At 71.1% G+C, this 21,811-nt stretch carries 16 protein-coding genes and 1 pseudogene; 7 read left to right on the top strand and 10 right to left on the bottom strand.

All coding sequences use genetic code 11. The features are described 5' to 3' along the window. Window positions 1–45 precede the first annotated feature (45 nt). Window positions 46–474, bottom strand: coding sequence for a PPOX class F420-dependent oxidoreductase (locus ACZ4IF_RS22860; RefSeq protein ID WP_359490062.1), 429 nt, complete (start codon window positions 472–474; stop codon window positions 46–48). 96 nt (window positions 475–570) lie between these two features. On the opposite strand from ACZ4IF_RS22860, the gene ACZ4IF_RS22855 reads away from it, so the two are divergent. Beyond that, entirely contained in the window at window positions 571–984 is a 414-nt protein-coding gene (locus tag ACZ4IF_RS22855; RefSeq protein WP_095932688.1) for a roadblock/LC7 domain-containing protein, read from the top strand. A 127-nt stretch (window positions 985–1,111) separates the two neighbouring features. Continuing rightward, window positions 1,112–2,047, top strand: a complete 936-nt coding sequence (locus ACZ4IF_RS22850; RefSeq protein WP_467565465.1) for a DUF6397 family protein — start codon at window positions 1,112–1,114, stop codon at window positions 2,045–2,047. A 62-nt stretch (window positions 2,048–2,109) separates the two neighbouring features. Here ACZ4IF_RS22850 and ACZ4IF_RS22845 read toward each other — a convergent pair whose 3' ends face one another. Both ACZ4IF_RS22845 and ACZ4IF_RS22840 read right to left on the bottom strand, forming a co-directional pair. Then, complete coding sequence (locus ACZ4IF_RS22845; protein WP_359490067.1) at window positions 2,110–2,976, bottom strand: acyl-CoA thioesterase; 867 nt, start codon at window positions 2,974–2,976, stop codon at window positions 2,110–2,112. Window positions 2,977–2,995: 19 nt separating this feature from the next. After that, a complete protein-coding gene (locus tag ACZ4IF_RS22840; RefSeq protein WP_467565463.1) occupies window positions 2,996–5,509 on the bottom strand; it encodes a DEAD/DEAH box helicase in 2,514 nt (837 codons plus the stop codon). A gap of 145 nt (window positions 5,510–5,654) precedes the next feature. Between ACZ4IF_RS22840 and ACZ4IF_RS22835 the strand changes: the two genes are divergently transcribed. Beyond that, a complete protein-coding gene (locus ACZ4IF_RS22835) occupies window positions 5,655–6,449 on the top strand; it encodes a metal-dependent hydrolase (RefSeq protein ID WP_467565461.1) in 795 nt (264 codons plus the stop codon). A gap of 53 nt (window positions 6,450–6,502) precedes the next feature. Here ACZ4IF_RS22835 and ACZ4IF_RS22830 read toward each other — a convergent pair whose 3' ends face one another. From ACZ4IF_RS22830 to ACZ4IF_RS22815, 4 genes are all read right to left on the bottom strand, one after another. Then, window positions 6,503–6,772: a type B 50S ribosomal protein L31 gene (locus ACZ4IF_RS22830; RefSeq protein WP_359490072.1), complete on the bottom strand. Its 270-nt coding sequence runs from the start codon at window positions 6,770–6,772 to the stop codon at window positions 6,503–6,505. A gap of 21 nt (window positions 6,773–6,793) precedes the next feature. Next, a complete protein-coding gene (locus tag ACZ4IF_RS22825) occupies window positions 6,794–7,264 on the bottom strand; it encodes a DUF5709 domain-containing protein (protein ID WP_359490074.1) in 471 nt (156 codons plus the stop codon). Window positions 7,265–7,537: 273 nt separating this feature from the next. Next, the gene (locus ACZ4IF_RS22820) at window positions 7,538–9,319 is read right to left on the bottom strand and encodes an ABC transporter ATP-binding protein (RefSeq protein WP_467565458.1); all 1,782 of its coding nucleotides are present in this window, start codon (window positions 9,317–9,319) and stop codon (window positions 7,538–7,540) included. Beyond that, on the bottom strand, window positions 9,316–11,199 hold the full coding sequence (locus ACZ4IF_RS22815; RefSeq protein WP_467565456.1) for an ABC transporter transmembrane domain-containing protein: 1,884 nt from the start codon (window positions 11,197–11,199) through the stop codon (window positions 9,316–9,318). Before ACZ4IF_RS22815 ends, ACZ4IF_RS22820 begins: the two co-directional genes overlap by 4 nt. 300 nt (window positions 11,200–11,499) lie before the next feature. Here ACZ4IF_RS22815 and ACZ4IF_RS22810 point away from each other — a divergent pair, with 300 nt between their 5' ends. Beyond that, window positions 11,500–12,237 carry a L,D-transpeptidase family protein gene (locus ACZ4IF_RS22810; RefSeq protein ID WP_359490080.1) on the top strand — a complete coding sequence of 246 codons (738 nt, stop codon included), beginning with the start codon at window positions 11,500–11,502 and terminating at the stop codon, window positions 12,235–12,237. Window positions 12,238–12,345: 108 nt separating this feature from the next. Further along, the gene (locus tag ACZ4IF_RS22805; RefSeq protein ID WP_467565453.1) at window positions 12,346–13,944 is read left to right on the top strand and encodes a peptide-N4-asparagine amidase; all 1,599 of its coding nucleotides are present in this window, start codon (window positions 12,346–12,348) and stop codon (window positions 13,942–13,944) included. Window positions 13,945–14,142: 198 nt separating this feature from the next. On the opposite strand, the gene ACZ4IF_RS22800 is transcribed toward ACZ4IF_RS22805, so the two are convergent. After that, on the bottom strand, window positions 14,143–17,076 hold the full coding sequence (locus ACZ4IF_RS22800; protein WP_467565451.1) for an FAD-binding and (Fe-S)-binding domain-containing protein: 2,934 nt from the start codon (window positions 17,074–17,076) through the stop codon (window positions 14,143–14,145). Between the two features lie 25 nt (window positions 17,077–17,101). Then, window positions 17,102–17,557: a MarR family winged helix-turn-helix transcriptional regulator gene (locus ACZ4IF_RS22795; protein ID WP_095932678.1), complete on the bottom strand. Its 456-nt coding sequence runs from the start codon at window positions 17,555–17,557 to the stop codon at window positions 17,102–17,104. Window positions 17,558–17,651: 94 nt separating this feature from the next. Here ACZ4IF_RS22795 and ACZ4IF_RS22790 point away from each other — a divergent pair, with 94 nt between their 5' ends. Together ACZ4IF_RS22790 and mltG are read left to right on the top strand one after the other, a co-directional pair. Continuing rightward, complete coding sequence (locus ACZ4IF_RS22790) at window positions 17,652–19,451, top strand: ABC transporter ATP-binding protein (RefSeq protein WP_467565449.1); 1,800 nt, start codon at window positions 17,652–17,654, stop codon at window positions 19,449–19,451. A 61-nt stretch (window positions 19,452–19,512) separates the two neighbouring features. Further along, window positions 19,513–20,364: pseudogene (gene mltG / locus ACZ4IF_RS22785) on the top strand (endolytic transglycosylase MltG); the annotation flags it as partial. Window positions 20,365–20,605: 241 nt separating this feature from the next. On the opposite strand, the gene ACZ4IF_RS22780 reads toward mltG, so the two are convergent. Then, window positions 20,606–21,679 carry an NAD(P)-binding domain-containing protein gene (locus ACZ4IF_RS22780; protein WP_467565447.1) on the bottom strand — a complete coding sequence of 358 codons (1,074 nt, stop codon included), beginning with the start codon at window positions 21,677–21,679 and terminating at the stop codon, window positions 20,606–20,608. Window positions 21,680–21,811: the final 132 nt, after the last annotated feature.

Genomic DNA, 21,811 nt, shown 5'->3' with positions numbered 1-21,811 from the left:
CGGCCGCTCGGCAAGGGGCGGCCGTTCGCGCACGCACCGAGTGGCTCAGGCGGCCACCGATGCGTAGGCCACGACCTTCTCGATCCGCACCCGGACGAGGAGTTCACCCGGAACACCGTTGCGTTTGCCGAACTCCTCGGCGCGCTCCTCGCCCATGTAACGGGCGGCGATCCTGGTCGCCCAGTGGAGCAGTTCGTCGGACTCCTCAGAGAGCGTTGCCCGTCCTTCCAGCACGACGAAGTCGAAAGGCGGCCGATCGTCGTCCACGCACAGGGCGATCCGGCCGTCCCGTGCGAGGTTCCTTCCCTTGACGGTCTCCTTCCCGGTGTTGAAGACCAGCTCGTCACCGTCCAGCACGAACCAGATCGGCGCGACGTGCGGGCCTCCGTCGGCCCGGACGGTGGAGAGTTTTCCGGTGCGCGTGCCCTGTGAAACGAACGCGCGCCATTGCTCGTCGGTCATCTTCTCTGCCATGCCGTCCATCCTCCTTGCTCGGACGACGGGTGTGGGGAAGGCTGGCTGGTCAGATCCTCCGGCCAGGGGGAAGGACTTCAGGGGGAAGACCGGATCATGGCGCAGAACACGGGACTCGGCTGGCTGCTGGACGACCTCACGCAGCGCGTCGAACACGTACGGCATGCCTTGGTGCTGTCCAACGACGGACTGGTGACGGGGGCGAGCACGGGGCTGAGGCGCGAGGACGCCGAGCATCTCGCGGCCGTCTCCTCGGGCCTGCACAGTCTGGCCAAGGGCTCAGGCCGTCACTTCGGCGCCGGACACGTGCGCCAGACGATGGTGGAGTTCGACGACGCGGTGCTCTTCGTCACCGCCGCCGGGGACGGCAGCTGTCTGTGCGTCCTCAGCGCCGCGGAGGCTGACATCGGCCAGGTCGCCTACGAGATGACGCTGCTCGTGAACCGCGTCGGCGAGCACCTCGGAGTGGACGCGCGGCAACGCGAAGGATCGCCCATCGTAGATCTCTGACCTGCGCAAATGTGGTTGCGGTCGAGGTTGTCCACAGGCTCCGCGCGATGTCCGCCGAGCCGGATACGGTTTTTCCCGAAGCGAGCGCACACCGGCGCGAGCAATCGACTCCACGGGGGAGACCGTCATGTCCGGCCGCACCATCGCGCAGTCCACCACCTCGTCGTTCAGCCGTGCCGCACGAGAGCTGGAGCTCAGGCGTGGCGAGTTCGATCTCGCCCTGCACCTCGGCTGCATCCGCTCCGTCCCGGACGAGGGCGGAGGGGGACGTCGTGTCACTCGCGGCGAGATCGACCGCCTGCGCACCGCGGACGGCTTTCCCGAAGCGCTGCGCGAGCGGGTCAAGGCAGTCGGTACGACGGAAGGTGCCGCCCTCATGGGCGTGACCACCGCCCGGTTCACCCGCCTGGCCCGCCTGGGCCTGATCGTCCCGGTCAGGTTCTACCTGAACCGCTATCGGGCCGTGGTCTGGCTGTATCTCGCCGAGGAACTGCGCCGGTTCGCGACCGACGAGCAGAACGCGCCGCTGCTCCGCGGCCGTACGCCCGAGAGGCTCCGTGACCAGCTCGACGAAGGAGTCGACCTCCGGCCCCGCAACTGGCGAGGACGTCACATGGGCTTCCTGCTGCGACAGACCGAGGATCCCTGGGCGCGGGCCGCGGTCGTGGCATCGCTGCTCGACCCCACGCATGTGGCGGAGGTCGTCGTCGACCCGTACGAGCGGGCCCATCTGAACAGTCTCAGGCCCGAGCATCCCTCCCAGGGGGCACCGGGCTCTCCCGCAGCGCTCGTCGCCGCTCGCATCACGAAGGCCGACGCGCCCGACGAGATCGGCTGGCTCAAGGCCGACCTGTGCCAGGCGATGGTCGAGGCCAGGGCGCTGTGCCCCGCGCCGCACCCGCTACCGATCGAGGCGGCAGAGGGGACGGAAGATCAGCCCGGGAGCGAAGGCACGGAAGACCTCTCCGGGAGCGAACTCAAGGGGACGTACGACCGAGCCGGCAGCGAGGGGCCCGAGCGGCCACGAGGACTGCTCGGGTGGCTGCGTCGCAGAAACCCCTGAAGGGGCGCTTCTCCCCGATGCCGGAGGCGCCCTTCACGGACGGTCGGACACAGGGCGCACCCTCACAGCGCCCGGAAGAGCCCCTCCTGCACCACTGAGACGAGCAGACGTCCCTGAAGGTCGTAGATGCGTCCGCGCGCCAGACCACGCCCGCCCGTCGCGATCGGGGATTCCTGGTCGTACAGGAACCACTCGTCCGCGCGGAACGGGCGGTGGAACCACATGGCGTGGTCCAACGAGGCCATGTCGAAGCCCCGCCTGCCCCACAGCGGCTCCACCGGGATGCGGACGGCGTCGAGCAGCGTCATGTCGCTGGCGTACGTGAGGGCACAGGTGTGCACGAGCGGATCGTCGCCCAGCGGCCCGACCGCCCGCATCCACACCGCGCTGCGCGGCTCGGCGTCCTTGATCTCCTCCGGGGTCCAGCGAAGCCGGTCCGCGTAACGGATGTCGAACGGCTGGCGCCGTGCCATGCGCTCCAACGCCTCGGGGAGCGCGCCCAGATGCTCCTCGATCTCTTGCGTCACCGTCGGAAGCGACTCCGGGTCCGGAACCTCGCGGGCCGGCGGCAGCTGGTGTTCGAAGCTCCCTTCCTCAGGCTTGTGAAAGGAGGCGGTCAGATTGAAGATCGTGCGTCCCTGCTGCACGGCGGTGACACGACGGGTGGTGAACGACCTTCCGTCCCGGACCCGTTCGACCTGGTACACGATGGGCACGCCCGGCCGGCCCGGCCGCAGGAAGTACGCGTGCAGCGAGTGCACGGGCCGGTCGCGCTCGGTGGTACGGCCGGCGGCGACCAGCGCCTGGCCGGCCACCTGGCCACCGAAGACCCGCTGCAGGGACTCCTGCGGGCTGCGGCCCCGGAAGATGTTGACCTCGATCTGCTCCAGGTCGAGCAGGTCGACGAGCCTCTCGGCCGGGTTCGTCATGTGTGGGATTCTCCTGAGCTCACAGCTGGCCGACATCGGTGACGCGGACGACGGCACGTCCCTCCGCGTCGGAGGCCGTCAGGTCCACCTCCGCACTGATGCCCCAGTCGTGATCACCATTCGGGTCGGCGAAGGTCTGACGCACCCGCCACAGGCCGTTCTCCGGCTCCTCCTCGATGAGGAGGAGCTTGGGCCCACGGGCGTCCGGTCCGGTGCCGAGGTCCTCGTACTCGTCCCAGTACTTGTCCATGGCCTCGCCCCAGGCATCGGCGTCCCAGCCGGAGTCGCCGTCCATCTCGCCCAGTTCGTCGACGTTGTCGAGAGCGGCGAGCTCGACACGGCGGAACATGGCGTTGCGGACGAGGACCCGGAAGGCGCGGGCGTTCGACGTGACCGGCTTGACCTGGTCGGCCTTCTCCTGGGCCTCCTCGGCCGTCATCTCCTCCGGGTTGGCGAGCTGCTCCCACTCGTCGAGGAGGCTGGAGTCGACCTGGCGCACCATCTCGCCCAGCCAGGCGATCAGATCCTCCAGGTCCTCGGACTTCAGGTCGTCCGGGACGGTGTGCTCGAGGGCCTTGTAGGCACTGGCCAGGTAGCGCAGGACGATGCCCTCGGTGCGGGCGAGCTCGTAGAAGGAGACGAACTCCGTGAAGGTCAGCGCCCGTTCGTACATGTCGCGGATCACGGACTTCGGGGACAGCGGATGGTCGCCGACCCACGGGTGGCTCTTGCGGTACGTGTTGTACGCGTGGAAGAGGATCTCCTCCATCGGCTTGGGGTACGACACGTCCTGGAGCCGCTCCATGCGCTCCTCGTACTCGACGCCGTCCGCCTTCATCGCGGCGACGGCCTCACCGCGCGCCTTGTTCTGCTGCGCCGCGAGGATCTGCCGTGGATCGTCCAGCGTCGACTCGACGACGGACACCATGTCCAGGGCGTACGAGGGGGATTCGGGGTCCAGCAGGTCGAACGCGGCGAGCGCGAAGGTCGACAGCGGCTGGTTGAGCGCGAAGTCCTGCTGGAGATCGACGGTGAGCCGCACGATGCGGCCGGTCGCGTCGGGCTCGTCGAGCTTCTCGACGATGCCGCCGTCGAGGAGCGAGCGGTAGATGGCGATCGCCCGCCGGATGTGCCGCAGCTGCTGCTTGCGCGGCTCGTGGTTGTCCTCCAGCAGATGCCGCATCGCCTCGAAGGCGTTGCCCGGCCGGGCGATCACCGACAGCAGCATGGTGTGCGTCACGCGGAAGCGCGAGGTCAGGGGCTCGGGTTCAGAGGCGATGAGCTTCTCGAAGGTGTTCTCCGTCCAGCCGACGAAGCCCTCGGGTGCCTTCTTCCGCACCACCTTGCGGCGCTTCTTCGGGTCGTCGCCGGCCTTGGCGAGGGCCTTCTCGTTCTCGATGACGTGCTCGGGCGCCTGAGCCACCACGAAACCCGCCGTGTCGAAGCCCGCACGACCGGCGCGGCCCGCGATCTGGTGGAACTCTCGGGCGCGCAGCGTGCGGACGCGGTTGCCGTCGTACTTGGTGAGTGCCGTGAACAGCACGGTACGGATGGGGACGTTGACCCCGACACCGAGGGTGTCCGTGCCGCAGATGACCTTCAGCAGGCCGGCCTGGGCCAGTTTCTCCACCAGGCGCCGGTACTTGGGCAGCATGCCCGCGTGATGCACACCGATCCCGTGACGCACGTAGCGGGAGAGGTTGCGGCCGAACTTGGTGGTGAAGCGGAAGTTGCCGATCAGCTCCGCGATCTGGTCCTTCTCCTCACGCGTGCACATGTTGATGCTCATCAGCGCCTGCGCCCGCTCGACGGCCTGGGCCTGCGTGAAGTGCACGATGTAGACCGGCGCCTGCTTGGTGGCGAGCAGCTCGGTGAGCGTCTCCGTGAGCGGAGTGAGCATGTACTCGTAGGACAGCGGGACGGGACGGGTCGCCGAGCGGACGACCGCAGTGGGCCGTCCGGTGCGCCGGGTGAGGTCCTTCTCGAACATCGAGACGTCACCGAGCGTCGCCGACATGAGGATGAACTGCGCCTGGGGCAGCTCCAGGATCGGGATCTGCCACGCCCAGCCGCGGTCGGCCTCCGCGTAGAAGTGGAACTCGTCCATCACGACCTGGCCCACGTCGGCGTGCTTGCCGTCCCGCAGCGCGATGGAGGCCAGCACCTCGGCCGTGCAGCAGATCACCGGGGCGTCGGCGTTCACCGAGGCATCGCCGGTGAGCATGCCGACGTTCTCGGTGCCGAAGATCTTGCACAGCTCGAAGAACTTCTCCGAGACGAGGGCCTTGATCGGCGCCGTGTAGAAGGTGACCTCGTCACGGGCGAGCGCCGCGAAGTGGGCGCCGGCGGCGATCATGCTCTTCCCGGAGCCCGTGGGCGTCGAAACGATCACGTTCGCACCCGAGACCACCTCGATCAGCGCCTCCTCCTGGTGGGGATAGAGGGTGAGACCGCGTTCCCCGGCCCACGACTCGAAGGCTTCGTAGAGGGCGTCGGGATCTGCGGTCTGCGGGAGCTGATCGATAAGGGTCACGCCCCCATCTTGCCTGTCGACCCGCCCGATGGGGGAATCGGATGCTGGTCAGAAGATCACGAACGCTACGCTGTGGCGCCGACGGAGCATCAGTGCGCACGGGCAACTGGACAGCGGCACAAGAGGAATGGGGCGGGGAGCGGCCATGATGGGACCAGCACACTCACTGTCGGGAGCCGCTGCCTGGCTCGGGGTCGGAGCGGCTGCCGCCGCCGCGGGACATGCCATGCCCTGGCCGGTCCTCCTGGTCGGCGCCCTGATCTGCGCCGGTGCCGCGCTCGCCCCCGACCTGGACCACAAGGCGGCCACGATCTCACGGGCCTTCGGCCCCCTGTCGCGGGGTCTGTGCGAGATCGTCGACAAGCTCTCGTACGCCGCCTACAAGGGGACGAAGAAGCAGGGCGATCCCCGGCGGTCGGGCGGTCACCGCACGTTGACGCACACCTGGCTGTGGGCGGTGCTGATCGGCGCGGGCACATCGGTCCTGGCCATCACGGGAGGCCGCTGGGCGGTCCTGGCCATCCTGTTCGTGCACATGGTGCTCGCCATCGAAGGGCTGCTGTGGCGAGCCGCCCGCGGCTCCAGCAGCGACGTCCTGGTCTGGCTGCTGGCCGCGACGAGCGCCTGGATCCTCGCCGGAGTCCTGGACAAGCCGGGCAACGGATCGGACTGGCTGTTCACCGCGCCGGGCCAGGAGTACCTGTGGCTCGGACTCCCGATCGTCCTCGGGGCCCTGGTCCACGACATCGGGGACGCCCTGACGGTGTCCGGCTGCCCGATCCTGTGGCCGATCCCGGTCGGCCGCAAGCGCTGGTACCCGATCGGTCCGCCCAAGGCGATGCGCTTCAGGGCCGGCAGCTGGGTGGAGCTCAAGGTGCTGATGCCGGTGTTCATGCTGCTCGGCGGAGTGGGCTGCGCCGCGGCGCTCAACGTCATCTGAGGCGGTCGTCGCCGGGCGGGGCCGGTTACCGGACCTCGCCTGCGACGCTGCGATCAGGCGGCGCCGTCGCCCCCGGCGTCCTGCGCGCCGTAGCGCCGCTCGAACTGTGCGACGCGTCCCTCCGAGTCCACGGTCCGGGCCTTGCCGGTGTAGAAGGGATGGCTCTCCGAGGAGATCTCCACGTCCACGACCGGGTAGGTCTCGCCGTCGTCCCATTCGATGGTCCGGTCGCTCGTCGCCGTGGAGCGGGTGAGGAACGCGTAGCCGGCGGACCGGTCGCGGAAGACGACCGGGTGGTAGTCGGGCTGCTTGTCCTGCTGCATGGATGCTCCTTGAGGGGATGGTCAGCCGGACAGGAAGTCCTCGTCGACGATGTGCATCGCCGCCTCCTCGGCCGAGGCCGCGGCACCGTCGATGCCCACGTCCGTGGCGATGAGCCCGCTCTCCTCGTCCTCGTGCGCGCCCTCGTCGGGGGCGACGAGACGGCCGGAGCGCAGATCGCCCACCTCGTTGTCGAGGAGCTCACCGTCCGTTCCCTGGCAGTCGCCGATACCGTCTCCGGCGGGTTCCACGATGTCCGGCAGCTCCTCGGCGAGCCGCTGCTCCAGGCTCTCGCCCTCGTGGCCCTCCGCGGCGGTCACCCCGGCGTGCTCAACGGCCCACGGCCGTTCCGGAGGGGACCAGCCACGGTCCAGGGGGTCGCCGACGCCGTCGGCGAGCAGAGTGTCCTCGGCGTCGAGCAGTCCCGCGTCGTCCTGTACCTCGGATCCGTCGGGCTGGTAGACGTCGTCCCCCCATCCGTCGGCGCTGTCCACGGGTACCTCCAGAGGGTGCGGGCGGGGCTCGGTGCCGCCGCACTCGACGGTCGGCGCTCGGGCCGCTGGACACAGGCGCCGCCCCACGCGAACCGGGTGGTTCCGGGGGAGTACCCCGAGCCGGTGCCCACATCCAGCCTTCCACCCCCCTTCGGCACCGCGCAACGGCACGTGCTCCGGCCATGGAACCGGAGCACGTGCGAAACGGCGCTTCGGAGGCGGCCGCACCCTTGCCGACGGGCCGTGACACCGGTGCGACGGCAGGGGCCGGGGTCATCCGTGCCAGGACCGCCACAGCGCCGCGTAGGCGCCGTCGGCCGCGACGAGCTGGTCTTGGCTGCCGAGTTCGCTGATGCGGCCGCTCTCGACGACGGCGATGACGTCGGCGTCGTGCGCGGTGTGCAGGCGGTGCGCGATGGCCACCACCGTGCGGCCGTCGAGGACGCGTGCGAGCGAACGTTCGAGGTGGCGGGCCGCACGCGGGTCGAGGAGCGAGGTCGCCTCGTCCAGGACCAGCGTGTGCGGGTCGGCCAGGATCAGGCGGGCCAGCGCGATCTGCTGGGCCTGGGCCGGGGTGAGCGCGAGTCCGCCCGAGCCGACCTCGGTGTCCAGGCCGTCGTCGAGCGCCCGTGCCCAGCCGTCCGCGTCGACGGCGCCGAGAGCCGCCCACAGCTCGGCGTCGACCGCGCCGGTCCGGGCGAGCAGCAGGTTGTCGCGCAGGGATCCGACGAAGACGTGGTGCTCCTGGTTGACCAGGGCCACGTGGGAGCGGACCTCCTCCGCGGGCATCCGGGACAGTTCGGCGCCGCCGAGCGTGATCCGGCCGTCCCGGGGCGCGTAGATGCCGGCGAGCAGCCTGCCCAGCGTGGACTTGCCCGCGCCGGACGGGCCGACGAGGGCCAGCCGGGTGCCGGGGGCGACCTCCAGGGACACCTTGCGCAGCACGTCCACGCCGGCGCGGTAGCCGAAGCGGACCTGGTCCGCGTGGACGTCCCGTCCGTCCGGGGCCACCGACGGGTCGCCCGCGTCCGGCTCGATGTCCCGGACGCCGACGAGGCGGGCCAGGGACACCTGGGCGACCTGGAGCTCGTCGTACCAGCGGAGGATCAGGCCCACCGGGTCGACGAGCATCTGGGCGATGAGCGCGCCCGTCGTCAGCTGCCCCACGCTGATCCACCCGTGCAGGACGAACGTCCCGCCGATCATGAGGACCGAGCAGAGCACCGTCACGTGAGTGAGGCTCACGACGGGGAAGAGGACCGACCGCAGCCAGAGCGTGTACCGCTCCCACGCGGTCCACTCCTCGACCCGGCGGTCGGACAGTTCGATGCGGCGCGTGCCCAGGCGGTGTGCCTCCACGGTGCGACCGGCGTCGACCGTCTCGGCGAGGACGGCGGCGACGGCCGCGTAACCGGCGGCCTCCGAGCGGTATGCGGACGGTGCGCGCTTGAAGTACCAGCGGCAGCCGACCACCAGCAGGGGCACGGCGACGAGCACGGCGGGGGCCAGCGCCGGCGCGGTGACGGCGAGGCCGCCGAGCAGCAGCGCTGCCCACACCACACCGATGGCGAGCTGGGGCACGGCCTCGCGCATGGCGTTGGCCAGCCGGTCGATGTCCGTGGTGATGCGCGAGAGCAGGTCGCCCGTGCCGGCCCGCTCCAGGACACCGGGCGGCAGGCCCACCGACCGCACGAGGAAGTCCTCACGCAGGTCGGCGAGCATGCGTTCGCCGAGGACGGCACCGCGCAGCCGCACCTCGCGCACGAAGACGGCCTGGACGAGGAGCGCGGCGACGAACAGTCCGGCGGTGAGCTCCAGGTGGAGATCCCGTGTTCGGTCCGAGACCCGCTCGACGACCGAGCCGAGCAGATAGGGCCCGGCCATCGAGGCCACGACGGCGACCGTGTTGACGGCGATCAGGAGGAGGAAGGCGGTGCGGTGCCTCCGGAAGAGCTCGATCACGTAGGCGCGTACGGTCTCGGGGGCGCCGACGGGCAGGGTGCTCGCCGTCGTCGGGGCGGCCGGGTCGTACGCCGGGGGCGCCACGCCGATCATGCGGTCTCCTCGATTTCTTCCAGGACGCCGCCCAGGGGGGTCGCGTCGTCTTCCAGGACGCCGTTCAGGACGGCTTCCTCGTCTTCGCGGGCGCGGCCGGGAGCGGCCTCGCCCTTCGGGTGCCCGCCGTTCGGCGCGGTGGCGGCCTCGTCCTCGGTCTCCCGGGTCACCACGGCCCGGTACCGCGGTTCGCTGTGCACCAGCTCCCGGTGGACGCCGACGGCGACCACGTCGCCCTCGTGGACCAGCAGGACCCGGTCCGCGTGGTCGAGCAGCAGCGGTGAGGAGGTGAAGACCACGGTCGTCCGCCCGGCACGCAGGGAGCGCACGCCGTCGCCGATCCGGGCCTCCGTGTGCGAGTCGACGGCCGACGTCGGCTCGTCCAGGACGAGCACCTCGGGGTCCGTGATCAGGGACCGGGCCAGCGCGAGCCGCTGGCGCTGGCCGCCCGACAAGGACCGTCCGCGCTCGGTGATGTGGGCGTCCATCGGGTCCTGGGCGTCCAGGGAGCCCTGGGTGAGCGCCTCCAGGACGTCGCCGCACTGCGCGGCCGCCAGCGCCTGGGCCGCGCTCACCTCGCCGGAGGACGGCACGTCGAGCAGTTCGCTCAGCGAGCCGGACAGCAGCACCGGATCCTTGTCCTGGACGAGGACGGCGGTGCGAGCGGTGTCGAGCGGGAGTTCGTCCAGCGGTACGCCGCCGAGGAGCACCGAGGTGCCTTCCTCGGACGGGTGTCCGCCCAGCCGCTCGGCGAGCAGACCGGCGGCGTCCGGGTCTCCGCACACCACGGCGGTGAGGCGTCCCGCGGGCGCGAGCAGCCCGGTCGCGGGATCGTACAGATCCCCGCCCGGCGTCCGTTCCGTCAGCGTCCCGCCGCTGTCCACGGTGCGCTGGAGGGACAGCACACGGGCGGCGCGCCGGGCGGACGGCCTGGAGAAGGAGTAGGCCATCGCGATCTCTTCGAAGTGCCTGAGCGGGTAGGTCAGCAGCATGACCGCGCTGTACACGGTGACCAGTTCGCCCACGGTGATGCTGCCGTCGCGGGCCGGCCCGACGCCGCGCCAGACGACCGCGATCATCAGCAGACCCGGCAGGAGCACCTGGATCGCCGAGATCAGCGACCACATGCGGGCGCTGCGCACGGCGGCCCGGCGGACCTCCTGGGAGGCGCTGCGGTAGCGGTCGAGGAACAGTTCCTCACCGCCGATGCCACGCAGCACCCGCAGACCGGCGACGGTGTCCGAGGCCAGTTCGGTGGCGCGTCCGGCCTTCTCCCGCTGGAAGTCGGCACGCCGTGTCGCGCGGGGCAGCAGCGGAAGCACGGCGAGCGCGAGGACGGGCATGCCCACCGCGACGATGACGCCGAGCGCGGGCTGGTAGACGACCAGGCCGACACAGACCAGCACCACGGTGAGGGCGGCTGCCGTGAAGCGCGACACCGCCTCCACGAACCAGCCGATCTTCTCGACGTCGCCGGTGGAGACGGCGACGACCTCGCCGGCAGCGACGCGCCGGGTCAGCGCGGAGCCGAGCTCGGCGGTCCTGCGGGCGAGGAGCTGCTGGACGCGCGCGGCCGCGGTGATCCAGTTGGTGACGGCGGCGCGGTGCAGCATGGCGTCGCCCAGCGCGATACCCACGCCGCACAGCGCGATCAGTCCGCCCGCCAGGGCGAGCCGGGCTCCGGAGGGGTCCACGACGGCCTGGACGGCGAGGCCGACGCAGAACGGCAGCCCGGAGACGGCCACGAAGTGCAGGAGACCCCAGGCGAGGGCCTTGAACTGCCCGCCGAGCTGATTCCGGCCGAGCCACCACAGGAATCGGGGACCTGAGCGTGCGTCCGGCACACCCGGGTCGGGATACGGAAGGTCTTGAATCTGCATGACGTCCCAGTGGCTCGTGTCAGGGGTGGAGGGAGCCGCGTTCTCGGCATCCGGCCGGCCCTGAAGGCCGGCAACAAACCGTGAAAGGTTCGCGTCGCAGCGTGGTCGGAAGCAAACGATTTATCGCCCCGCGGCACGGATTCGGCCCGTGGCGCGTGACGCGCGGCAGGCCCGGCGGCGTCGAGCGTCGCGCCGGAGGAGTTCGTGCGAAATCGTCTCAAGAGGGACGAAAGGTGAGGTGAGGGGCGTTACCGTGACCGGCTGCGTTCCGCGTCTCGTCGGGGTGTCACCATGGTCGGCATGCGATCGGTCGGAGTCAGGAGTGCGGGAGTCGTCGCGGTGGCCTGTGGGGTGCTCGCCGCCTCCCTGTCGGCGTGCGGCGGCTCGGACTCCGGTCGCCGGTCCGAGGGCGACGGCGGGCCCGCCAGGTCGGACGCCCCGAGCCACAGCGCGGACCTGAAGCGCATCCCCGGCATCGGTGACGCGATGAGGGCGCGCATCCCGTCGGACGCACGCCAGGTCGTCGCGGTCCACGGCGAAGGCGTGGACTCCGCGGACTCCACGGTCACGCTGTACACGAAGTCGGGCTCGACGTGGGAGAAGACCCGCAGTTGGCCCGCGCACAACGGCAAGAAGGGCTGGACCGTCGACCACCACGAGGGCGACAACCGCAGCCCCGTCGGTGTGTTCACGCTCAGCGACGCGGGGGGCGTGCTCGCCGACCCCGGCGCCCGACTGCCGTACACCCGGTCTCCGTCGTTCGCCGCGCCGCGCTACTGGGCGAAGTCCCACTGGCACGACTTCGACTACGTCATCGCCATCGACTACAACCGCGTCAAGGGCACCGCACCGAACGACCCGACCCGACCCGAGGGTCAGTCCAAGGGGGGCGGCATCTGGCTGCACATGGACCACGGCAGCGGTACGTCGGCATGCGTGAGCGTGTCCCGGCCGGCCATGGAGTACTTGCTGCGCACGCTCGATCCGCATAGGCATCCTGTCGTGGTGATGGGGGACGAGGCCGACTTGAAGGCCTAGTCGTCCTGGTGGGGCGGGCAGCCCCGCGAGGAGAGGGGCGCGTTCGGCGGTGCGCGCGGTGGGCGGGCCCCATTGCGGGTGGCCCGACTGCCCCGTAGAACACCGCACATGAGAAGACGGATGGTCATGTCCATGCTCGCGGGAGTGATCCTCGTGGCGAGCACGCTGTTCGGGGCGGACCCGGTGTCGGCCGCCCCGTCCCCGCAACCGCCGGCCGAGTTCGGGACGGACTGGCACGACCCCCTGACGGCGGCCCCGCCGGTCGGCAGGCCCGCCGGGCGGTCCTGTGAAGTGACGCTGGCCGAGGCGCAGTTCCGCGACTTCACGCCGTATCACGGCACGTATGCGCCGCCGGCCGGGTGCGGAGACCGCTGGAGCAAGGTCGTGCTGAGACTCGACGGCAAGGTCAAGGGGCGGCAGTTCGACCGGCTCGGCTACGTGCATGTCGGCGGCGTGGAGATCCTTCGCACGTCGACGCCCGAACCGTCGCCCGACGGCATCGCGTGGTCCGTCGAGAAGGACGTCACGCGCTACAGCGACACCCTTCGGCGCAGCCAGGACATCGAGATGCTCATCGGGAACGTCGTCGACGACACGTACACGGGCGTCATCGACGTCAAGGTCACCCTGACGTTCTACGGGGGCAGGCCGGCAGCCGCACCCGACCGCGTGCTCACGCTCCGGGACGGCACGCTGACCACACCGCGCAATAGCGAGCGCGTCGTCGCCGAGGTCTATGCGACCGGGTCCGGCGGCGGCTGCGAGGAGTACTGGTACCTCACCGTGCCGGACCCCGCGCCGTACTCCTGCCGTGCGGACGACGGCCCCTACCGCGAGGTGCAGATCAGGGTCGACGGCCGGCTCGCGGGCATCGCCGAGCCGTTCCCGACCGTGTGGACCGGCGGATGGTCCAACCCCTTCCTCTGGTACGTGATTCCGGGCCCGCGCGCCTTCGACGTCAAACCCGTCGAGTACGACCTGACCCCCTTCGCGGGGCTCCTGAACGACGGGCGGGCACACCGGGTCGACGTCTCCGTCGTCGGCGTCCCCGAGGGACAGACCGGCTGGAGCACGCCGGTCAACGTCCTCGTGTGGCAGGACGCCGGACGAGAGCGGGTGAGCGGGGCGCTGACCGAGACCTCGGACGACGGCCTGGCCGCCTCCTCGACGTACACGCCCGGGGCGGAGCACCGGCTCGACACCCGGGGAAACCACCGGCTGACCGTCTCCGGGTACCTGGACACCTCGCACGGCCGGGTACGCACCACCGTCACCCGCTCGCTCGCGAACACCTCCGTGCACCGCTGGACGGACGGCGAGAACACCGACGCGCTGGAAGCGACGTGGACCGACGACGAGACGGTCACCGTGGACGGGCGTGGGCCGGCGCGGGCCACGCACACCCGGCGCACGTACACGATGGACGGTACGACGACGCTCGGCGCGGACGAACGGCTGCGGACGGTCCTGACGCTCGGCGACCGGGCGGCCGTCGGTGAGACGCGGGCGGGAGAGCGCACCGCGTGGTCCCGGCTCGACGACACCTACACCGGCGACGCGACGTACACGGCGAACGTGCCGCGCGATCAGCGTCATGCGGTCGGCACGACACACGAGCGCTACCGGCTGGTGGGCTCGGCGGGGTGCTACGACCGCGACCTGGTCACGGTGCAGGGCGTGCTCACGCAGGACCGCAGACGCTGCTGATCCTCGGCGGCTGCTCCGGCATCGCCGTTCCGTCGGGCCCGCCCATACCTGGGGCCCGCCGACACGTGGGCTCCGCCGGTCTGCAGGGCCCGCCGAACCGTGGCCCCCGCGAATCCGCCGTTCCCCGGGGCCCGTTGATCAGCGGGCCCCGGGGGCGTCGACACACGCGCCCCGTGTCCGGTGGAGGCGCGGTGGCGGTCAGGCGTCCTCTGCCGTCGGCCGGGTCGCGCGCTCCAGCTCCAGCATTACGGAGCAGTAGCCGCGGCCCGTCGCGTGGTCCATCCCCACCTCGCACATGCGGTTCGCCGACAGATGCGCGTCGAAGGGACGCGAGCGCACGAACTCGGCCTCCTTGCGGGTGGCCGATTCGGTGAGCTCCTTGTAGAGCATGCCGCGGTCGCCCGCGAAGGCGCAGCAGCCGGCGTCGGCGGGGACGACCACCTCGTCGGCGCAGGCCTCCGCGACGGTCCGCAGCTGCTCCTCGTCCCCCAAGTGCCTCATGGAGCAGGTGGGATGGAGCACGGCCGAGCCGACGGTGCGACGCACGGTGAGGTGGGGGAGGAGATCCCGCGCCGCCCAGACCACCGAGTCGACGACGGTGAGTTCGGCGTGCAGGGCGCGGTTCTCGGGAGTCAGATACGGCACGACCTCGTGGGCGATGCCGAGCGTGCAGGAGGAGGCGTCCACGACGAGCGGCAGCGCGCCGCCCGCGGTCCAGCCCCAGGCGGCCTCGACGATGCCGTTGGCCATGACCCTGTTGCCCGAGTCGTACCCCTTGGAGTGCCAGATGGTCGCGCAGCAGGTCCCGGCGACATCGTCCGGAATCCACACCGGCTTTCCGGCGCGTGCCGAGACGGCGACGACGGCCTCGGCCAGGGAGAGGTCTCCCGGTCCGGCGAAGATGCGGTTGACGCACGCCGGGTAGTAGACGGCGGCGGCCCCCACGCGCGCGGTGCGCGGCAGGTTCGCGGGGGCCGCTCCCGGCATTCCCGGCAGCCACTCGGGCACGAGATCCGGTCGTACGGCCCTGCGCGCGGCGCGTGTCGCCCCGGTCACCCACTTGTCGTCGATCCGGTCCGCGACGGCCACGGCCAGGCGTGCCGCCGTCTCGACCGACCGGAAGTGGCGTGCGGCCAGGGCCGCCGCCCGCTCCTCGCGCGGGGAGTGCCGCGCGTGCCGGAAGTCACGCATCATCGCGCCCGTGTCGATGCCGACAGGGCAGGCGAGTCTGCACGTCGAGTCGCCCGCGCAGGTGTCCACGGCGTCGTGGCCGTAGGCCTCCAGAAGACCGTCCTCGACACGGGAACCCTCGGGCTGGCGCATCATCTCGCGGCGCAGCACGATCCGTTGGCGCGGTGTGGTCGTCAGATCCTGGCTGGGACAGGTCGGTTCGCAGAAGCCGCACTCGATGCACGGGTCGGCGACCGGCTCGATCCGGGGGATGGTCTTCAGGCCGCGCAGATGGGCGCGTGGATCACGGTCGAGCATGATGCGCGGGGCCAGCACCCCGTCAGGATCGACGAGCCGCTTGATGCGCCACATCAACTCCGTGGCCCGAGGCCCCCATTCGAGCTCCAGGAACGGCGCGATGTTCCGACCGGTGGCGTGCTCGGCCTTGAGGGAGCCGTCGAAACGTTCGACCGTCAGCCGGCAGAAGTCGTCCATGAAGGCCTCGTAGCGCCGGACGTCCGCCGGGTGGGACGCGTCGAAGGCGAGGAGGAAGTGCAGGTTGCCGTGCGCGGCGTGACCGGCCACCGCCGCGTCGAAGCCGTGCCGGGTCTGCAGTTCGAGCAGCGCCTCGCAGGCCTCGGCCAGCCGCTCCGGGGGGACCGCGAAGTCCTCGGTGATCAGGGTGGATCCGGACGGACGGGCGCCCCCGACGGCCGTGACGAACGCCTTGCGGGCCTTCCAGTGGCCCGCGATGGCCCCCGGGACGCGGGTGAGGACGTTCGTCGCCGACGCCACGGGGGAGACCAGGGAGAGCCCTGCCAGGACCTCGCGGGCGGCCTCTTCGCAGGCCTCCTGCCGGGCCTCGTCCGGGGTGCGGAACTCCACGAGAAGGGCCGTGGTCGGGCCGGGCAGTTCGGCCCAGTCCGCGGGCACGCCCGCGACGCTCACGGAGGCGCGCAGGGTGTTGCCGTCCATCAGTTCGACGGCCGACGCGCCGGCTCGGGTGAACAGCGGCACGGCGGCCGCGGCCTCCGGGAGCGAGGGGAAGAAGAACAGCCCGGCGGTGACCCGCCGGTCCAGGGGCAGCGTGTCGAAGACGGTCTCGGAGATGAAACCCAGGGTGCCTTCGGAGCCGACCATCAGGCCCCGCAGGATCTCGACGGGGGTCTCACCGTCGAGGAACGCGTCGAGGCGGTAGCCGTTGGTGTTCTTGATCGTGTACTTGGCGCGGATGCGGGCGACCAGCGCGGGGTCGGACGCGATCTCCTCCTTGAGCTCCAGCAGACCGGCGCACAGCGCGGGTTCGGCGTGCGCCAGCAGGTCGTCGGCCTGCGGGTCGGCCGTGTCGACGACCGTGCCGCTCGGCAGCACGAAGGTGAGCGAGGCGAGGGTGCGGTACGCGTTGCGGGTGGTGCCGGCCGTCATGCCGGATGCGTTGTTCGCGACGACCCCGCCGACGGTGCAGGCGATCGCGCTCGCCGGGTCGGGGCCCAGCACGCGTCCGTGACGGGCGAGCGCGGCATTGGCGCGGGCGACGGTCGTGCCGGGCGCGATGCGGGCCCGGGCGCCGCCGTCGAGGACCTCCACTCCCGTCCAGTGCCTGCGGACGTCGACGAGGATGTCCTCGCCCTGCGCCTGCCCGTTGAGCGACGTCCCGGCCGCGCGGAACACCACCTCGCGGTTCTTGCCGTGCGCGTACGACAGCACGGTGGATACGTCGTCGATGTCCTCGGCGATCACGACGACCCGGGGCACGAAGCGGTAGGGGCTGGCATCGGAGGCGTAACGCACGAGGTCGGAGATCCCGGTGAGCACCTTCTCGGCGCCGAGCAGCGCGGTCAGTTCGCCCCGGAGCGGCTCGGGCGTGCCCCCGGCGCGGTCCTCCGGGACCCGGTCCGGCGCGGGTGTCTCGGGGCGCGCGACGGGGCGCAGTGTGTCGTTCCGGGGCTCCAGCAGGGGCATCGCGCACCACTCCTCACGAGCTGGTTCAGCAGCGGTGCTCCGTGTGCGGCACGCCGTCCACCAGGGTGTTCAGCAGGCCGCCGAGCACGTCGCGCTGTTCGTCCGTCAACGGGGCCAGGATCTCCTCCGCGGCCGAACGGCGCGCGGCGCGCAGCTCCCGCAGCGCCTTGCGTCCCTCGTCGGTCACCTCGATGCGGATCACGCGGCGGTTGGTGGGGTCGGGTACGCGGCGCACCTTGCCGCTCGCCTCCAGGCCGTCGACCAGGGTGGTGACCGCGCGCGGCACCACCTCCAGGCGCTCGGCCAGATCGGCCATGCGGGGTGGCCCGCTGTAGTGGGCGAGGGTGCGTAGCAGCCTGGACTGGGCCGGAGTGATGCCCAGCTCCCGCTGCTCCAGATGGCGCTTCTGGATGCGGTGCACGCGGCGCGTCAGCCGCAGCAACTGCTCGGCGAGCAGGCCGTCGGCATCGGGGGTGGTCATGAGGGAACAATATCAGGATGCCGTTCATTGTGAGTATAGGTAACAATGAGCTACGCTCCGTTCGTCATCGACCTCTCACCTCCCGTAGGAGCCCATGCATCCCGACCAACCCACCTGGACCCCCGCACCTGCCGACACGGAACAGCCACGGCAGGTGCGCCGCATCCTGAGACTCTTCCGGCCCTACCGAGGCCGGCTCCTGATCGTCGGCCTGCTCGTCGGGGCGGCGTCACTCGTCTCCGTCGCGACGCCGTTCCTGCTGAAGGAGATCCTCGACGTCGCGATCCCCGAGGGCCGCACCGGCCTGCTCAGCCTGCTCGCGCTCGGCATGATCCTCAGCGCGGTCCTGACCAGCGTCTTCGGCGTGCTGCAGACCCTCATCTCCACGACGGTCGGCCAGCGCGTCATGCACGACCTGCGCACCGCCGTGTACGGCCGGCTCCAGCGCATGTCGCTCGCCTTCTTCACGCGGACCCGCACGGGCGAGGTCCAGTCGCGCATCGCCAACGACATCGGCGGCATGCAGGCGACCGTCACCTCCACCGCCACGTCGCTCGTCTCCAACCTGACGAGTGTTGTCGCCACCATCGTCGCGATGGTCGCCCTGGACTGGCGCCTGACCGTCGTCTCGCTGCTCCTGCTGCCGGTGTTCGTCTGGATCAGCCGACGCGTCGGCAACGAACGCAAGAAGATCACCACGCAGCGCCAGAAGCAGATGGCCGTGATGGCCGCCACCGTCACCGAGTCGCTCTCGGTCAGCGGCATCCTGCTGGGCCGCACCATGGGCCGCGCGGACTCGCTCACCCGTTCCTTCGCGGACGAGTCGGAGCGCCTGGTCGATCTCGAAGTGCGGTCGAACATGGCGGGGCGCTGGCGCATGTCCGTCATCGGCATCGTGATGGCCGCCATGCCGGCCGTCATCTACTGGACGGCGGGCATCGCCCTCCAGATGGGCGGCCCGTCCATATCGATCGGCACGCTCGTCGCCTTCGTCTCGCTCCAGCAGGGCCTGTTCCGGCCGACGGTGAGCCTGCTCTCCACCGGCGTGCAGATCCAGACCTCGCTCGCCCTCTTCCAGCGGATCTTCGAGTACCTCGACCTGCCGATCGACATCACCGAACCCGAGCGTCCGGTCCACCTCGACCAGGTCAAGGGCGAGATCCGCTTCGAGGACGTCGTGTTCCGCTACGACGGCAAGAGCGGACCGATCCTCGACGGCATCGACATCACCGTCCCCGCCGGCGGGAGCCTCGCCGTCGTCGGTCCGACCGGCTCGGGCAAGTCCACGCTCAGCCACCTGGTGCCCCGGCTGTACGACGTGTCGGGCGGACGCGTGACCCTCGACGGCGTCGACGTGTGCGACCTGGACTTCGACACGCTCGCGCGCGCGGTCGGTGTCGTCTCCCAGGAGACGTACCTCTTCCACGCCTCGGTCGCCGAGAACCTTCGCTTCGCCAAGCCGGACGCGACCGACGAGGAGTTGTACGCGGCGGCGCGTGCGGCCCAGATACACGAGCACATCGCGTCCCTCCCCGAGGGGTACGACACGATCGTCGGCGAGCGCGGCCACCGGTTCTCCGGTGGGGAGAAGCAGCGTCTGGCCATCGCCCGCACGATCCTGCGCGACCCGCCCGTGCTCATCCTCGACGAGGCGACGAGCGCCCTGGACACCCGCACCGAGCACGCCGTCCAGGAGGCCATCGACGCCCTGTCGGCGAACCGCACCACGCTCACCATCGCGCACCGGTTGTCGACCGTCCGGGGCGCCGACCAGATCGTGGTCCTCGACGCCGGGCGCACGGTGGAGCGCGGCACGCACGAGGAACTCCTCGGCCTGGACGGCCGGTACGCCGCCCTTGTCCGAAGGGACGCCCAACTGGAGCCGACAACCTGACGAGAGCCGACAAAATGACGATATGCCGGGTTTGTGGTGATCTGCGGGTTAACGTGCCCGCATGGAGACGAACACTCCGCCACGGAGCACGATCCGACTGACGCGCCGGGGCCGGGCCGCCCTCATCGCGACGGGAACCGTCGTGGCGGCCACCGCCGTGGCGGTGCCGCTGCTGACCCTGGGTGCAGGCAGTCACGAGAAGCCGAGGACCCTCGTCATCCCGGAGGGCTGGCGTGCCGGCCAGGTCTACGAGGCCGTCGACAAGGCCCTCAAGGTGCCCTCCGGCACCACGAAGAAGGCCATCGGGAAGGCCAAGCTCAAGCTGCCGAACGACGCCGAGGGCAACCCCGAGGGGTACCTGTTCCCGGCGACGTACCCGATCGGCGACAAGGCGACCCCGGAGTCGCTGCTGAAGTACATGGTCGACACGGCGAACAAGAAGTTCAACAAGGCGCCGATCGCCGCCGGGGCGCAGCGCAACGCCATGAACCTCTATCAGGCCATCACCATCGCGAGCATCGTTCAGGCCGAGGCGGCGACCAAGGCGGACATGGGCAAGGTGGCCAGGGTCGTCTTCAACCGCCTGGAGCGCGGCATGCCGCTGCAGATGGACTCGACGATCAACTACGGGCTGAACCGTTCCACCCTGAACACCACGCAGAACGACACCGCGGTCGACAACCCCTACAACTCCTACCAGCGCATGGGCCTGCCGCCCACGCCGATCGCCAACCCGGGCGAGGAGGCGATGCACGCCACCGTCAGTCCGCCCGCGGGCGACTGGCTGTACTTCGTGACGGTCAAGCCGGGCGACACGCGCTTCACGGCGGACTACGAGGAACACCTGAAGAACGTCGCGGAGTTCAACGCCTATCGCAGGAGCGCGGTCCCCGCGTCCCCCGCCGCGCCCTCGGCGTCCTCCGGAGCCCCCGCATCGCCGTCGGCCTCCGCGGGCGCGTCCCCCGGGGCCTCCACGAGCGCCTCCTCGGGTGCCCCCGAGGGTGCCTCTGCGGGCGACCCGTCGGATGTCTCCGAGGGTGCCTCCGCGGGCGACTCCTCGGATGTCTCCGAGGGTGCCTCCGCGGGCGACGCCATGGGCGACTCCTCCGACGCGGACGCCGCCACGTCCAGCGAGTGAGCCGCCCGGCGGGGCGTCAGGCGGCGACCGGCTCGTCCGCCAGCAGCCGCCTGATGTCCCGTACCGCTGCGCGTCCGGCACGGTTGGCACCGATGGTGCTCGCCGAGGGCCCGTATCCGACGAGATGGATCCGTGGGTCGGCGACGACGCGGGTCCCCTCGACGCGGATGCCGCCGCCCGGCTCGCGCAGCCGCAGCGGCGCCAGATGGTCGATGGCGGCCCGGAAGCCCGTCGCCCACAGGATGACGTCGGCGTCGACGCGACGGCCGTCGTCCCAGGCGACACCGTCGGGGGTGATCCGGTCGAACATCGGCTGCCGGTCCAGCACGCCGTCGGCCAGCGCCTGCCGGATCGCCTCGTTCAGCGGAAGTCCCGTCACCGAGACGACGCTCCGCGGCGGCAGCCCCCGGCGGACCCGCTCCTCCACCAGGGCGACGGCGGCCCGGCCGTACTCCTCCGTGAAGGGGCCTTCGCGGAACACCGGCGGCCGTCGGGTCACCCAGGTGGTGGCGGCCGCGTACGGGGCGATCTCCATCAGGTGCTGCGTGCCGGACGCGCCGCCGCCCACCACGATCACGCGCTGGCCGGCGAAAGCCTCCGGGCCGGGGTACTGCGCGGTGTGCAGCTGGCGCCCACGGAAGGTCTCCTGGCCCTGGTAGCGCGGCCAGAACGGCCGGTCCCAGGTGCCCGTCGCGTTGATCAGCGCCCGGGTCGACCACACCCCGTCGTCGGTCTCGACGAGCAGCCGTCCGTCGGAGCCCTCCCGGACGGCCTTGACGTCGACCGGCCGCCGCACCCGCAGGTCGAAGGTCCGCTCGTAGGTGTCGAAGTACTCCGCGATGACCTCGGAGGACCGGCGTGCGGGGTCCGCGTCCGTCAGTTCTATGCCGGGCAGCGAGTGCATCCCGTGCACCTTGCCGTACGTCAGCGACGGCCAACGGAACTGCCAGGCGCCGCCCGGACGGGGGGCGTGGTCGAGGACCACGAAGTCCCGCCCGGGCTCGAAGCCGGTGCGCCGCAGATGAAAGGCGCTGGACAGGCCCGCCTGCCCGGCGCCGATCACCACCACGGCGACCTCACGCACACTCATCCCGGAATCGTTCACGTTTCCACCAACTCGGCCGGGGCCGTGGATCTTCCCGATGGGGCCACGGGAAGCGAGCGACCAGCGAGCGACCAGCGATCGGCCATGGCGCGACATCCGGCTCGGGCACGGAATCCG

The organism is Streptomyces sp. NPDC025784 (assembly GCF_055558435.1).
This window is presented reverse-complemented; position numbering and strand designations above follow the sequence as displayed.